The 14,876-nt window shown below is 72.9% G+C and carries 13 protein-coding genes; 11 read left to right on the top strand and 2 right to left on the bottom strand.

Annotated elements, in window-relative coordinates:
* Positions 1-58: 58 nt before the first annotated feature.
* The 6 genes from VGB14_13510 (at position 59) to hutI (ending at position 7,143) form a co-directional block, all read left to right on the top strand.
* Positions 59-895 carry a sigma-70 family RNA polymerase sigma factor gene (locus VGB14_13510; protein ID HEX9993941.1) on the top strand — a complete coding sequence of 279 codons (837 nt, stop codon included), beginning with the start codon at positions 59-61 and terminating at the stop codon, positions 893-895.
* Between the two features lie 7 nt (positions 896-902).
* Positions 903-1,304: a PPOX class F420-dependent oxidoreductase gene (locus VGB14_13505; protein HEX9993940.1), complete on the top strand. Its 402-nt coding sequence runs from the start codon at positions 903-905 to the stop codon at positions 1,302-1,304.
* A gap of 53 nt (positions 1,305-1,357) precedes the next feature.
* Entirely contained in the window at positions 1,358-2,695 is a 1,338-nt protein-coding gene (locus VGB14_13500; GenBank protein HEX9993939.1) for a 3-deoxy-7-phosphoheptulonate synthase class II, read from the top strand.
* 7 nt (positions 2,696-2,702) lie between these two features.
* A complete protein-coding gene (locus VGB14_13495) occupies positions 2,703-3,851 on the top strand; it encodes a CapA family protein (GenBank protein ID HEX9993938.1) in 1,149 nt (382 codons plus the stop codon).
* Positions 3,852-4,132: 281 nt separating this feature from the next.
* A complete protein-coding gene (locus tag VGB14_13490) occupies positions 4,133-5,965 on the top strand; it encodes a glycoside hydrolase family 15 protein (protein ID HEX9993937.1) in 1,833 nt (610 codons plus the stop codon).
* The gene (hutI, locus tag VGB14_13485) at positions 5,962-7,143 is read left to right on the top strand and encodes an imidazolonepropionase (protein HEX9993936.1); all 1,182 of its coding nucleotides are present in this window, start codon (positions 5,962-5,964) and stop codon (positions 7,141-7,143) included. The genes VGB14_13490 and hutI overlap by 4 nt, the downstream gene beginning before the upstream one ends.
* Here hutI and VGB14_13480 read toward each other — a convergent pair.
* Together VGB14_13480 and VGB14_13475 are read right to left on the bottom strand one after the other, a co-directional pair.
* Positions 7,140-7,739 (bottom strand): alpha-ketoglutarate-dependent dioxygenase AlkB, encoded by a 600-nt coding sequence (locus VGB14_13480; protein HEX9993935.1) that lies wholly within the window; start codon positions 7,737-7,739, stop codon positions 7,140-7,142. The two genes, hutI and VGB14_13480, sit on opposite strands and share 4 nt — an antisense overlap.
* Before the next feature lie 19 nt (positions 7,740-7,758).
* Complete coding sequence (locus VGB14_13475; protein HEX9993934.1) at positions 7,759-8,568, bottom strand: maleylpyruvate isomerase N-terminal domain-containing protein; 810 nt, start codon at positions 8,566-8,568, stop codon at positions 7,759-7,761.
* Between the two features lie 167 nt (positions 8,569-8,735).
* On the opposite strand from VGB14_13475, the gene VGB14_13470 reads away from it, so the two are divergent.
* The 5 genes from VGB14_13470 to VGB14_13450 form a co-directional block, all read left to right on the top strand.
* Positions 8,736-9,794: a DUF4062 domain-containing protein gene (locus tag VGB14_13470; GenBank protein HEX9993933.1), complete on the top strand. Its 1,059-nt coding sequence runs from the start codon at positions 8,736-8,738 to the stop codon at positions 9,792-9,794.
* A gap of 629 nt (positions 9,795-10,423) precedes the next feature.
* Positions 10,424-11,770 (top strand): maltose ABC transporter substrate-binding protein, encoded by a 1,347-nt coding sequence (locus tag VGB14_13465; protein ID HEX9993932.1) that lies wholly within the window; start codon positions 10,424-10,426, stop codon positions 11,768-11,770.
* Between the two features lie 6 nt (positions 11,771-11,776).
* On the top strand, positions 11,777-13,324 hold the full coding sequence (gene malF / locus VGB14_13460; GenBank protein ID HEX9993931.1) for a maltose ABC transporter permease MalF: 1,548 nt from the start codon (positions 11,777-11,779) through the stop codon (positions 13,322-13,324).
* Positions 13,321-14,265: a sugar ABC transporter permease gene (locus VGB14_13455; protein HEX9993930.1), complete on the top strand. Its 945-nt coding sequence runs from the start codon at positions 13,321-13,323 to the stop codon at positions 14,263-14,265. The genes malF and VGB14_13455 overlap by 4 nt, the downstream gene beginning before the upstream one ends.
* Positions 14,262-14,876 (top strand): hypothetical protein (locus tag VGB14_13450; GenBank protein HEX9993929.1); only part of this gene is annotated, 615 nt, incomplete at its 3' end. The genes VGB14_13455 and VGB14_13450, both read left to right, overlap by 4 nt.

Below are 14,876 nucleotides of genomic sequence, written 5' to 3'. Positions count from 1 at the left end.
AATGCTCGACGTCGATCCGGGAATGACACATCAGTAATTCCCGTTCAAACCAGGTGCCATGAGCGATTCCGTCGGCCAGTACCTCAACGAAATCGGCCTCGTCCCCCTCCTCACCGCCGCCGAGGAGCGGGAGCTGTCGCAGATCATCGAGCAGGGCCGCCTCGCGGCCGCCCGCATCGAGGCGGGCGAGCACGACCCGGCGCTGCGCCGCAAGGTGCGCGCCGCGGCCCGCGCCAAGGACCGGTTCATCAGGGCGAACCTCCGCCTCGTCGTGAGCGTCGCCCGCCGCTACCCGCTGCCCCCCGGCATGGAGCTGCTCGACCTCATCCAGGAGGGCAACCTCGGCCTCGAGCACGCCGTCGACAAGTTCGACTGGCGCAAGGGGTTCAAGTTCTCCACCTACGCCACCTTCTGGATCCGCCAGGCCATCGGCCGGGCCCTCGACCAGAAGGCGAGCCTCGTCCGCCTGCCCGGTGACCGCTCGGCCAGCCTCCGCGCCGCCCTCCGCCAGGTGGCCGGCGACGGCGACGAGCTCGACGACGAGCACGCGCTGCTCCACCGCCTCACCACGCCGACGTCGCTCGACCGGACGATCGGCGACGACGACAGCAACGAGCTGGTCGACATCCTCCCCGACGCCACCCCCGGCCCCGAGGCCGAGGTGCTGGCCAGGGCCGAGGAGCAGATGGTGACCGACCTGCTCGGCGTCCTCGACGCGAGGGCCCGCTACGCCGTCGAGCAGCGCTTCGGCCTCCACGACGGCCGCAAGCGCAGCTACCGGGAGGTCGGCGAGGAGCTGGGCGTGACCGCCGAGGCCGCCCGCCGGCTGGTCAAGCGGGCCGTCAGCGCCGTGCGCGACGAGGCCGCCAACCGCATCGACACCGACGCCGCCTGACCGAGCGGTGGCCAGCACCCCCGACGAGGTCCGCGCCTTCCTGCGGGAGCACCACCACACGGTCCTCGTCACCCGCCGCTCCTCCGGCGACCGCCTCCAGGCGTCGCCGGTGGTCGCCGGCGTGGACGAGGACGGGCGGGTCGTGATCAGCGCCACGACGGACCGGGCCAAGGTCGCCAACCTGCGCCGCGACCCCCGCGCCACGCTCTGCGCCTTCACCGACCGGTTCTACGGGCCGTGGGTCCAGGCCGACGGCACCGCTGAGATCGTCGAGCTGCCCGACGCCGAGCAGCCGCTGGTCGACCTCTACCGCCAGGCCGCCGGCGAGCACCCCGACTGGGACGACTTCCGCGACTCGCTGCGCCGGGAGCGCCGGGTCGCGATCCGCATCACGCTCGACCCGGCCTGACCCGGCGCCCGACCGCATTGCAGCCGCCCGCCGGCCTGGGCCACCCTGGTGACGTGCCCTGGTCCCCCACGTCGTGGCGCGAGCTGCCGGCCGCCCAGCAGCCCGACTGGCCGGACGCCGACGCCTACGACGCGGCCTGCAAGGTCGTCGCCGGCTACCCGCCGCTGGTGTTCGCCGGCGAGGCGAGGCACCTGACGGAGGCGCTGGCCGAGGTCGCCGCCGGCCGGGCCTTCCTGCTCCAGGCCGGGGACTGCGCCGAGTCCTTCGACAGCTTCTCGGCCGACGCCATCAGGGACAAGCTCAAGGTCGTCCTCCAGATGGCCGTCGTGCTCACCTACTCGGCCGGGGTGCCGGCGGTGAAGGTCGGCCGCATCGCCGGGCAGTTCGCCAAGCCGAGGAGCGGCTCGGTCGAGTCCGTGGGCGGCGTCGACCTGCCCGTCTTCCGGGGCCACATGGTGAACGACCCGGTCTTCACGGAGGCGGCCCGCACGCCCGACCCCGACCGCCTCGTGCGCGCCTACCACCAGTCGGCGTCCACCCTGAACCTGCTCAGGGCGTTCACCAAGGGCGGCTTCGCCGACCTGTCGAGGGTCCACGCCTGGAACCAGGAGTTCGTGGCGTCGAGCCACGAGGGGCGGCGTTACGAGGTGGTGGCCGACGAGATCGACCGGGCCATGCGGTTCATGCGGGCCTGCGGGATCGACGTCGCCGTGCAGCCGATGCTGCACGAGGTCGACTTCTACACGAGCCACGAGGCCCTGCTCCTCGGCTACGAGGAGGCGCTCACCCGGCGGGACAGCCTCACCGGCGACTGGTACGACTGCTCGGCCCACATGCTCTGGATCGGGGACCGCACCCGCCAGCTCGACGGGGCCCACGTGGAGTTCCTGTCCGGCGTCGGGAACCCCGTCGGGGTGAAGGTCGGGCCGACGGCCACGCCCGGCGAGGTCGTCGCCCTGTGCGAGCGGCTGAACCCCGAGCGCCGGCCGGGGCGGCTCACCCTCATCATCCGGATGGGCGCCGACCGCATCGGCGACGGCCTCCCGCCGCTGCTCCGGGCCGTCACGGCCGCCGGCCACCCGGTCGTGTGGGCGTCGGACCCGATGCACGGGAACACGTTCATGGCGCCGGGCGGGCGCAAGACCCGGCACCTCGACGACATCGAGCGGGAGCTGGTCGGGTTCTTCGCCGCCCACCGGGCCGAGGGCACCTGGCCGGGCGGGATCCACGTCGAGCTCACCGGCGACGACGTGACCGAGTGCCTCGGCGGGGCCGACGACATCGACGACGCCCGCCTCGACGAGCGCTACGAGACCATGTGCGACCCGCGGTTGAACGCCCGCCAGTCGCTCGACCTCGCGTTCCGGGTGGCGGAGCTCCTCCGGGGCTGAGGCCGGCATGGCGACCGCCGCGCCCCGCCGGCCGCGCCGGCTGCCCCGGCGGGTCTACCTCCGCCGGCGGGTGACGGTCGCCGTCGTCGCCGCCGTCGCCGTCGGCGGGCCGGTGTGGGCCGTCGCCGGCCCGGACGGCGAGTCGGCCGGGCCGGTCCCGACGACGACCACCTCGGCCGCGCCGACCACCACCGCCCCGTCCACCACCACGACGGCCGACCCGCTCGGCAGCGGCAACCCGGTGACGATCGCCTTCGGCGGCGACGTCCACTTCGAGCGGTCCATCGAGGCCCGGCTGCTGGCCGACCCGTCCTCGGTCATGGCCCTCGTCGCCCCGACCCTGTCCGCCGCCGACCTGGCCGTCGTCAACCTGGAGACGGCGGTGACCGAGGGCGGGACGCCGGCGCCCAAGCAGTTCACGTTCCGGGCCCCTCCGGCGGCGTTCGACGCGCTGCAGTCGGCCGGGGTCGACGTCGCCTCCGTGGCCAACAACCACGGCATGGACTACGGGGTCGACGGGCTGGAGGACACCCTCGACCTCGCGGCGAGCGCCGGCTTCCCGGTCATCGGGGCCGGCCGCACCGAGGATGAGGCCTACGCCCCGTTCCGCACGACCGTCGACGGCCAGCGCATCGCCGTCATCGCCGCCACCCAGGTGCTCGACGACTTCCTGATCGACGAGTGGACGGCCGAGGGCGACGAGCCGGGGCTGGCGTCGGCCAAGCGGGTCGACCGCCTGGTCGAGGAGGTGCGGGCGGCGAGGGAGGACAGCGACACGGTCGTCGTGTTCCTGCACTGGGGGGTCGAGCAGCAGTCCTGCCCGACCGAGGTGCAGCAGGACCTGGCCGGGGACCTCGTGGCCGCCGGGGCCGACCTCGTCGTCGGCGGGCACGCCCACGTGCTCCAGGGCGCGGGGATGCTCGGCGACGCGTTCGTGGCCTACGGGCTCGGCAACTTCACGTTCATGGAGCGCACGCCGCTGTCGGTGAACACCGGCGTGCTGGAGGTGACGGTCACCGGCAGGCGGGTCGACGGCTACCGGTTCCTCCCCGGCGTGCTGGTCGACGGGCTGCACCACCCGCTCGAGGGCGACGAGGCGGACGCCGCGCTCGCCTACTGGGACCAGCTGCGGGAGTGCACCGACCTCGACGCCTGACGCGGGCCCGGACGCGAGCGAGGGGCCAGGGGAGGTGGTGGTCGGCTGGGCCCTCCCTCCCAGCCACCGCCTGCCGGCGGCCCGGTGTCCCCCGCGTACCGCAACCCCCGATGCGGTCCCCCGGACCGGCGAGGCCTCCCCTGGGCCCCTTGTCGCCGGGAAAGTATGGCGGTTCGTCCACAGCCGGGCCATGGCTCCTTTCGGCCATGCGGGGTGGCCCGAACGGGCTAGTCACTCCCGGCGGCGACGGCGGCGGTGGCTGCGGGGGTAGACCGTCGCCCGTGCCGGCCCGCATCGAGGACTACGCCCTGCTCGGCGACACCGAGTCCGCCGCGCTCGTCGGCCGGGACGGCTCGGTCGACTGGCTCGCCCTCCCCCGCTTCGACTCGCCCGCCTGCTTCGCCGCCCTCCTCGGCGGGCCGGAGCACGGCCGCTGGCGCATCGCCCCGGCCGCCCCCGTCACCGCCGTCCGCCGCCGCTACCGGGGCGACACGCTCGTCCTCGAGACCGAGATGGACACCGCGGACGGGACCGTCGCGATCGTCGACTGCATGCCGATCCGCGACGGCGAGCCCAACCTCGTCCGGGTCGTCGAGGGCCGCCGCGGCCGGGTGCCGGTCCGCATGGAGCTCGTCGTCCGCTTCGACTACGGCAAGGACGTGCCCTGGGTCCGGCGGATGCCCGACGGCCGGCTGCGGGCCATCTGCGGCCCCGAGTCGCTGTTCCTCGACACCCCGGTGCCGACGAGGGGCGAGGACCTCACCACCGTCGCCGACGTGACCGTGGGCGCCGGCGACCGGGTGCCCTTCACGCTCAGCTGGCACCCGTCGCACCTCGCCCCGCCCGAGCGGTGCGACCCGTTCCGGGCCGTGGCCGACACCGAGCGGTGGTGGGAGGCGTGGGTCTCCCAGTGCCGCTACGAGGGCGACTGGGCGGCCGACGTCCGCCGCTCGCTCGTCGTGCTGAAGGCGCTCACCTACCACCCGACCGGCGCCATCGTGGCCGCCCCGACCACGTCGCTGCCCGAGCAGCTGGGCGGGCCGAGGAACTGGGACTACCGCTACGGCTGGCTCCGCGACGCCACGTTCACCCTGCTCAGCCTGCTCGGCGCCGGCTTCACGACCGAGGCGGTGGCGTGGCGGGACTGGCTGCTGCGGGCCGTCGCCGGCGAGCCGTCGAGGCTCCAGATCATGTACGGGGTGGGCGGCGAGCGCCGGCTGCCGGAGTGGACGGTCGACTGGCTGCCGGGCTACGAGCGGTCCGGCCCGGTGCGGGTCGGCAACGCCGCCGCCGACCAGTTCCAGCTCGACGTGTGGGGCGAGGTGCTCGACGCCCTCCACCAGGCCCGCGAGCACGGGATCGACGCCGACGAGGAGTCGTGGGCCCTTCAGAAGGCGCTCATGGACTTCCTCGAGGGCAACTGGCGCCGGCCCGACGAGGGCATCTGGGAGGTGCGGGGGCCGCGCCGCCACTTCACCCACTCGAAGGTGATGGCGTGGGTGGCGGCCGACCGGGCGGCCCGGGCCTGCGAGGCGCACCGCACCGACGGGCCGGTCGACCGGTGGCGGCGGCTCGGGGTCGAGATCAGGGCCGAGGTGCTCGAGCGGGGGGTGGACGACCGGGGCGTGTTCGTCCAGCACTACGGGTCGACCGAGCTCGACGCCAGCCTGCTGCGCATCCCCCTCGTCGGGTTCCTGCCGGCGTCGGACCCGCGGGTGGTCAACACGGTCGAGGCGGTCGCCACCGAGCTCGTCGACGACGGGTTCGTCCGCCGCTACGTGCCCCACCCCGACCTCGACGGCCTGCCGGCGGCCGAGGGCGCGTTCCTCATGTGCACGTTCTGGCTGGCCGACTGCTGGACCCTCCTCGGGCGGCGGGACGAGGCCGTGCGCCTGTTCGAGCGGCTGCGGGCCATCGCCAACGACGTCGGCCTGCTGTCCGAGGAGTACGACCCGGCGTCGGGCCGGATGCTCGGCAACTTCCCGCAGGCCTTCTCGCACGTCTCGCTCGTGAACACGGTGACCAACCTGTCCGTCACCGGCGGCGGGGCGGCCGAGCGGCGGTGCGGCCCCCGGCCGGGGGACGCGCCGCTGGTACGGTCCGCCCCCCTATGACGGTCATCACGGGGATCGGGCGCCTCTTCACGGCGGGGCCGCAGGGGACGCTCGACGACGCCGCGGTGGCCATCGAGGGCGACCGCATCACCTGGGTGGGGCCGGCGGCCCACGCGCCCGGCGACCCGGACGTGGTCGACCTCGGCGGCTGCCTGCTCACGCCCGGGCTCGTCGACGCCCACACCCACCCCGTGTACGCCCGGCCCCGGTCGGCCGAGGTCGCCCGGCGCAGCGCCGGCGTGCCGTACGCGCAGGTGGCGGCCGAGGGCGGCGGCATCCGGTCGACGGTCCGCTCGACCCGGGCGGCCCACGTGGGCGACCTCGAGGCGGCGACGGCCAGGCGCCTGGCCACCTGGCTGCGGGCCGGCACGACCACGGTCGAGGCCAAGACCGGCTACCACCTGAACCGCCAGGGCGAGGTGGCGGCCGTGCGGCTGCTGCGGCGGGTGAGCGGCCGGCCCGGCGTGCCCCGCATCGCGGTCACGTTCCTCGCCGCCCACGCCGTCCCGCCGGAGTGGGAGCGCGAGCAGTACCACTACGCCGCGGAGGCGGCCGGGTGGGCCGGCGAGGCGGCGGCGGCCGGCGCCCGCTTCGTCGACGTGTTCTGCGACGAGGGCGCGTTCACGGTCGAGGAGGCCCGCCGGGTGGTCACGGAGGGCGCGGCGGCCGGCCTCGTGCCCCGGGTCCACGCCGACGAGCTGGCCAGGACGGGCGGGTCGCTCCTCGCCGCCGAGGTCGGCGCGGCGTCGGCCGACCACCTGCTGCGGGCCACGGCCGAGGACGCGGCTGCGCTGGCCGCCGCCGGCGTCACCGCCGTGCTCTGCCCGGGCACGGCGCTGTCCCTCGGCGCCACGCCGCCGGCCCGGACGCTGGCCGACGCCGGCGTCCACCTCGCCCTCGGGTCCGACCACAACCCCGGCACCAGCGGGATCACGTCGATGAGCCTGGTGGTCGCGCTGGCCGTCGCCGTGTTCGGGCTGTCGGTGGACGAGGCGCTCACGGCCGCCACGGCCGGCGGCGCCCGGTCGCTGCGGGCCTCCGACCGGGGCGTGGTCGAGCCGGGGCGGCTGGCCGACCTCGTCGCCTGGGACGCCGACCACGAGGGCGCGTTCGCGTGGGCGTTCGGGCTGCGGCCGTCGCGGGTGTGGCTCGGCGGCGAGGAGGTCGAGCCCGCCTAGCGGTCGTAGGCGTGGCGGAAGGTGATCGAGATCCTGGGCGCGGCCACCGCCACCTTCGGGATGCTGTGCTGCCAGGTGCGCTGGCAGCTGCCGCCCATCACCAGCAGGTCGCCCGAGGCGACCTCGAAGCGCACCGACCGGCCGCCGCCCTTCGGCCGCAGCAGGAACCGCCGCCGGCCGCCAAGGGAGACGATGGCGACGGTCGCCGTCGGCATCGTCCTCGCCACCCGGTCGCCGTGCCAGGCGACGCTGTCCCGGCCGTCGCGGTAGAGGTTCCACCCCACCGACACGAGGTCGACGCCGTAGCGGTCGGACAGCAGCCGGCGCATGTCCTCGACCACGGCCGGGGCCGCGTCCCAGCCGTGGGCCGTGAGCCGGGGCTGCTCGAGGCGCTGGTCGTACATGCGGACGGTGCGGCCCTCCCACGGCGCCCGCTCGAGGGCCTCGGCGAACACGTCGTCGGCGCCGGTCAGCCAGCCGGGGGCGTGGTCGACCCAGGCCTCGCCGTCGAGGTCGGTGCGGGCGAGCGTGGCGAAGCCGGCGTCGGCCGCCGGCGCGCTCGCCCCGAACAGGGTCGGCTGCCAGGCCAGGGCCACCGCCCCAGCCTAGGGACGCTCAGGGCGGGACGAGGAGGCTCGTCAGGCGGAACGCCGCCCACGGCTTGCGGCCCCACGCCAGGAGCTTGCCGGTGGCGGCGGCGGACCACTGGCTGCGCCGGCCGTAGGCGACGAGGAGGAAGGCGACCGGGTCGGCGCTGACCCGGCAGTCGGCGTCGGGGGCCGGCCCCATGCGGGCGTCCAGCGCGCCATCGCGGAACGCCAGGGTCGCCGTCCCGCCGCCGCGTAGGCGGAGCTCGTAGGTCACGCGGACGCCCTTCGCCGCCTCCTCGGCCACGAGCAGGTGCAGGAGGGGCACCAGGCCTTCGGCGACCATGGCGGCCTCGCCCGGCGGGATGGGCCACGGCCGCTCGAGCACCTTCGCCATGTCGAGCCCGTGGACGAGCAGCTCGCCGAGGCCGGCGGCGAGGAAGGTGGCGAGGGGGACGTCGAGCCCGTGCCAGAACACCCGGTCGTCGCCGTCGAGCGCCCCGGCGGCCACGGCGACCTCGGCCAGCCGGGCGTCGATGGCGTCGGCGAGGGACCCGAGGTCGCGGTCGGCGACCTCCGCGAGGTGGCGGGCGTTGCTGGCCGCCAGGGACCCGCCGGGCAGGTCGCTCAGGTCGGCCCACGACTCGGTGGAGCCGTTGAGGTAGTCGACGTAGGACCCGGTGCCGTCGGCGAGGTGGGCGGCCGTGTCGCCGACCGTCCACGACGACCCCGGCAGCCGGCGTTCGGCGTCGCCCGGGGCGGCCGAGCGAAGAAGGTCGGTCACCTGGCCGCCGGCCCGGTCGATGGCGTCGAGGAGCTCGCCGGCGAGGTCGCGCACGGCGGCGGACTGTACCGAGGCCGCGATGCGACGATCGGCCGGTGCACCACGAGGTCGGGCGGCCTGACTTGCCTTCTTCTCGCATGAAACCGTCCGTCCAACCCCATCGGGGGGCTCCCGCTATACAATGCTCTAGGCACTGTGCCGGTTTTTGTTCCGGGGGGTAGATGCAGAAGTATCAAATATTCGTCAGTTCGACATATGAGGATCTTAGAATTGAGCGCGAGACTGTTGTGCGCGCCGTATTAGAGATGGGTCACATTCCCGTCGGCATGGAGATGTTTAGCGCTGCCGACGAGGAGCAATGGCGGATCATTCAGCGACACATCGATGAGAGTGATTACTACATTGCAATACTCGCGCATAGATACGGGTCGACCCTTGAGGACGGACAGAGCTACACACGCCGCGAGTATGAGTATGCAGTAACCAGAGGAGTCCCCGTACTGGCATTCCTCATCGATGAGAAGGCTGAATGGCCCGCGGACCGAGTCGACAAGGATCCGATTGCGCTTGCCGGCCTTGAAGACTTCAAAGCACGGGTCAAGGAGAGACTCGTAGACTTCTGGAGAAATTCGGACGAACTGCATGCCAAATGTGTGGTGGCGCTCATGAAGGCGTTCACGGCGTACCCACGAGAGGGCTGGGTGCGAGCGAGTACGTCCGTCGCGAGCCCAGCCGTGATGGCGGAGCTGACACGGCTAAGTGCCGAGAACGCCGCCCTGCGGCAACAACTCGATGACGCGAAACGACAGTCGAGAGCCGATGAGAAAAGGCGAGTTTTCGATGTCCGCCGCGCCCTAGAGAGTAATACCGTTCAATACAATTTCCGGCGGAGGCCCTCGCAACCCTGGGAGGACAGTCCAGAGACCTCGCTCTTTGACATCTTCTATTGGCTTGCTCCGTCATTGGTGACAGAGGACTCCACGACTTCATTGTCCCAGACGCTCGCAATGCATGCGGCAATCAATAGTCCTTGGGACCTCACCGCGATGAATCAGGTGAGGGCCATCCTGGCCGACTTGGTGGCTTTAGGGCTCGTTGAACCTAGCGCCCGACGTCACTCAGTCAATGATGATAATGACTATTGGACGCTCGCCTCATTAGGTCGCGAGCTACTGAAGGAGGTCCGTCAACTATCGCTGCACGCTGAACCACTGCCCGAGGCCGAGGACGTCGCACAGAAGGGCGACGAAGAGACCTCCAAGGGACCCGGCTCGTTGTAGCCGTCGTTCGGCGCTCCCGACAGTGTGGGACTAAGTGCGCCTCTGTCTACGTCGCCGTAGGTTCTGCTTCATGAGGTGTCGTTCGGGGACGTTCTTGTGTGTGTAGCGTGAATACCCCCCAGGCAATATCTGCTATCGCCGAAGTGGTATGGCAGCGCTTTCTTGCCGCACACCTGCTCACGCGCGAGGTTGAGCCTCCTCGACGAGTGCGTAAATACGGATCGATCTATCGCTATCACCGCTACACCGCGTCGTAATGGTCCGGAGCCAGCACGCTGGCAGTTCCAGATTCGGCGCGAGCAGTCGTGAACAAGCGCGGCATGCGCCGTTTCCTGACGCCGACTGCTTCCTTATGCGGAGTGCGGCGCGAGTGCGAGCGCGAGCGCTTTCCTCGGATGACGTGGCGGGGGGCCGGCGACGGGGCGACCCGGCTGGCGAGCGTCCCGCTTCTACTCCGCACTCGCACCCGCGGCACGCCGATGGATCGCGCGCTGATCGGGCGACCGGCGCGGCCTGGCGACGGCGCCGTGCACGCCCCTGACGGGCGGCACCTAGTGTGACGGCGTCGCCCCGACGGGCAGCGGTCGGAGGCGGCGCCAGACCCGACCGGCCCCACCGAAGGGAACGCCATGCGCGCACGCTGGAAGCTGGTGCTCGCCGTCCTCGCCGTCCTGACCCTGCTCGCCGCCGGGTGCGGCGGGGACGACGACGGCGACGAGACGGCGGCCGAGGACTCGACGACCACGAGCACCACCGAGGCGGCCGAGGAGGAGACGACCACCACCACCGCCGCCGAGGGCGAGGAGGAGGGCGAGGAGGTCGTCAGGGCCGACGCCGACCTCGTGATCTGGGCCGACGACACGCGGACGCCGGTGATCCAGCCCTTCGTCGAGCAGTTCGGCGAGGAGAACGACCTCACCGTCGCCGTGCAGGAGCTCGGCTTCGACGACATCCGCGACCGGCTGACCGTCGCCGGGCCGGCCGGCGAGGGCCCGGACATCATCATCGGCGCCCACGACTGGCTGGGCCAGCTCGTCACGAGCGGCGTCGTCGCCCCCGTCGACCTGGGCGACCGGGCCGAGGAGTTCAACCCCGTCGCCATCGACGCGTTCACCTACGACGGCCAGCTCTACGGCCTCCCGTACGCGGTCGAGAACGTCGCCCTCATCCGCAACACCGACCTCGTCCCCGAGGCGCCGGCCACCTTCGAGGAGCTGGCCCAGACGGCCCTCGACCTGAAGGCGGAGGGGCAGGTCGACGTCCCCCTCGCCGTCCAGGAGGACCCGGGCGACCCGTTCCACAACTACCCGCTGTTCACCGCGCTCGGCGGCTACGTGTTCGGCCGCGGCGACGACGGCAGCTACGACCCGACCGACCTCGGCATCGACAGCGAGGGCGGGCTGGCGGCCGCCGAGGCGTTCGCCCAGTGGGCCGACCAAGGGCTGATCAGCTCGGAGACGACCTACGACGTGATGATCGAGTCCTTCGGCAGCGGGCGGGCCCCGTTCGCCATCACCGGCCCGTGGGCCATCACCCAGGAGGACACCGGCTTCGCCGCCACCGGCGTGCCGTACGTGGTCGAGCCCATCCCGCCGGTGGCCGGCGGCGAGCCCAAGCCGTTCGTCGGCGTGCAGGGGTTCATGGTGTCGGCCCAGGCCGAGAACCCGCTCGCCGCCCAGACGTTCCTCGTCGACTTCATGGCCAACGAGGAGGCCCAGGTGGCCCTGTTCGAGGCCGGCGGCCGGCCCCCGGCCCTCACCGCGGCGTTCGAGCAGGTGAGCGACGACCCCGACATCGCCGGCTTCCAGGCCGCCGGGGCCAACGGCGAGCCGCTCCCCGCCATCCCCGAGATGGGCTCGGTGTGGAGCGCGTGGACCGACGCCTACCAGCTCGTGCTCACCGGCCAGGGCGACCCCCGCCAGGCGTTCACCGACGCCGCCGACCAGATCAGGACGTTGATCGAAGAGGGCGAGTAGCCCGACGTGGCGGGGACCACGGCACGACGGGGCCGGGGGGCCTTCGCCCTCCGGCCCGCGAGCCGGTCCACGGCCGGGCTGCTGGCCAAGCTGGCGCTGCTCGGCGTCGTCAACGCCACCACGCTGTTCGCCCTCCCCCGCCTCGTCGAGCAGGGGGCGTGGGTGGCGGCGACCTCGGCCGTCGTCGCCACCGTCGCCGTCGACCTCGTCTACCTGAGCCGAAGGGCCATCCCGCTCAAGTGGCTCCTGCCCGGGACGCTGTTCATGCTGGCGTTCCAGGTCTATCCCGTCGCCTACTCGGCCTACATCTCGTTCACCAACTACAGCACCGGCAACATCCTCTCGAAGGACCAGGCCCTCGAGCAGATCCTGCGCAGCTCCGTGCGGGCGACGCCCGACGCGCCCCGGTTCACGGTGACCCCGCTCGAGTCCGACGACGGCGAGCTCGGCCTCTACCTGACCGACGAGGACGGCACGACGTTCCTCGGCACCGCCGAGGGCGCCGAGGAGGTGGACGAGCCGCCCGACGCCGTCGAGGGGTGGTCGCCGCTCGGCCTGCGGGACGCCAACGCCAGGGGGCGGGAGCTGCTCGACCTCGAGGTGCCGACCGACGAGGGCATCATCCGGCTCCAGACGGCGACGTCGGCCGCGCTCGTCGAGAGCGTGCTGCGCTACGACGAGGCCGCCGACACGATCACGAACACCGAGACCGGCGAGGTCTACCGGCCGGTCGACGGCCAGTTCCGGGGCGACGGCGGCGACCGGCTGGAGCCGGGCTGGCGCACCGTCGTCGGGCTCGACAACTACACCCGCATCCTCGACTCGGAGGCCATCCGCGGCCCGTTCCTGCGGGTGCTCGTGTGGAACTACGCGTTCGCCGTGCTGTCGGTGGTGCTGACGTTCGCGGTCGGCCTCGGCCTCGCCGTCGCCCTCGACCACCCCGGGCTGCGGGGCCGGCGGGTCTACCGGTCGCTGCTCGTCGTGCCGTACGCGCTGCCGAGCTTCATGACCGCGCTCATCTGGGCCGGCCTCCTCAACGCCGAGTTCGGCGCGGTGAACCGGATGCTCGGCATGGACGTGGAGTGGCTGCGGGACCCGACCCTCGCCAAGGCGTCGGTGCTGCTCGTCAACACCTGGCTCGGCTTCCCGTACATGTTCCTCGTCTGCACCGGCGCGCTCCAGGCCATCCCGAACGAGCTCAGGGAGGCCGCGTACGTGGACGGGGCCACCGCGTGGACGGCCTTCCGGCGGGTGACGTTCCCGCTGCTGCTGATCAGCCTGGCGCCGCTGCTGATCGCCTCGTTCGCCTTCAACTTCAACAACTTCAACGTGATCTACCTGCTGAACCGGGGCGGCCCGCCGATCATCGGCGCCCAGACGCCGGCCGGGCACACCGACATCCTGATCAGCTACACGTACCGCCTCGCCTTCGAGGGCGGGCGGGGCGCCGACTTCGGGTTCGCCTCCGCCATCTCCATGCTGATCTTCGTGATGGTCGCGGCGATCTCGGCGATCAGCTTCCGCCGCACGAGGGCGCTGGAGGACCTGCGATGACGACCGTCGACGCGCCGGCCGCGGCGGCCGGGCGGGTGCAGCGAGCGGGCGAGCGGGCGGCCGTCGCCCGCACGGCGCGCGGCGGCACCGGCCGGTGGGCCAGGCGGGTCGGGTGGCGCCACCTCGTCGCCCTGGCGGCGGTGGCGTTCGCCCTGTTCCCGATCGTCTGGATCGTGTCGGCGTCGGTCAACCCGACCGGGAGCCTCACCAGCCAGCGGCTCGTCCCCGACCACCCGACGCTCGACAACTACCGCCGCCTGTTCGACGGCTCCATCCCGTACGGCAAGTGGTTCGTGAACTCGATGGTGATCGCCGGCGGCTCGGCCGTCGGCATCACCGTGCTGTCCGCCTCGGCCGCCTACGCCTTCTCCCGCATGCGCTTCCGGGGGCGACGGGGCGGCATCCTCACGATCCTGCTGGTGCAGATGTTCCCGCAGCTGCTGGCGTTTGTCGCCATCTTCGTGATCATGACGAACATCAAGGACGTGTTCCCGAGCATCGGCCTCGGCACGAGGGCCGGCCTGATGCTCGTCTACCTGGGCGGGGCGATGGGCGTGAACACCTGGCTCATGAAGGGCTTCTTCGACACGATCCCGATCGAGCTCGACGAGTCGGCCAAGGTCGACGGCGCCACCCACACCCAGGTGTTCGTGAAGATCATCCTGCCGCTGGTGGCGCCCATCCTCGCCGTCGTCGGCCTGCTCTCGTTCATCCTGCTGCTGAACGACTTCATCCTCGCCAGCGCCGTGCTCGGCCAGGGCGACCCGGACAACTTCACCCTGTCGGTCGGGCTGTTCCGGTTCCTGTCGGACCGGTTCAACGCCCGCTGGGGCCTGTTCGCGGCCGGGGCGCTGCTGGCCGGCGTCCCGGTGGTCGTGCTGTTCCAGTTCCTCCAGCGCTACATCGTCTCCGGGCTCACCCAGGGCGCGGTCAAGGGGTGACGGCCGGCCCGTCGCCCCTCGCCCTCCCCCACCACGACGGCTCGCCCCGGTACGTCGGCGCCGCCGCGCCGGCGCTGGGCGACCGGGTGCCGGTGCGGCTGTGGGTGCCGGACGGGGCCGGGGTGGACGAGGTGCACGTGCGGACCACCCCGGACGGCGAGGCGGCGTGGACGGCCGCCGTGGCCGCCGGGCGGGCGGCGGGCGGGGGGTGGTGGGCGGCCGACGTGGAGGTGGCCAACCCCGACACCCGGTACCGCTTCCTCGTCGCCGGCCCGGGCGGCCAGCGCTGGGTGACCGGCGACGGCACGCTCGGGGCCGACCCGACCGACGAGCACGACTTCCGCCTGGTGACGGCGCCGGCCCCGCCGTCGTGGCTGGCCGACGCCGTCGTCTACGAGGTGGTGCCCGACCGGTTCGCCTCGACCGGGGTGGCGGCGCGGGTGGGCTGGCCGTCGTGGGCGACGCCGGCGGCGTGGGACGACCCTGTCGTGCGGGGCGGCCGGGCCGCCATGGTGCAGCTGTTCGGGGGCGACCTGCCGGGGATCGAGGCCGACCTCGACCACGTCGCCGCGCTGGGCGCGGACACGCTGTACCTGACCCCGTTCTTCCCG

Source organism: Acidimicrobiales bacterium (assembly GCA_036399815.1).
Lineage (GTDB): Bacteria > Actinomycetota > Acidimicrobiia > Acidimicrobiales > DASWMK01 > DASWMK01.
Note: the sequence above shows the minus strand (reverse complement) of the source record. Positions and strands in the feature narration are given on the sequence as shown.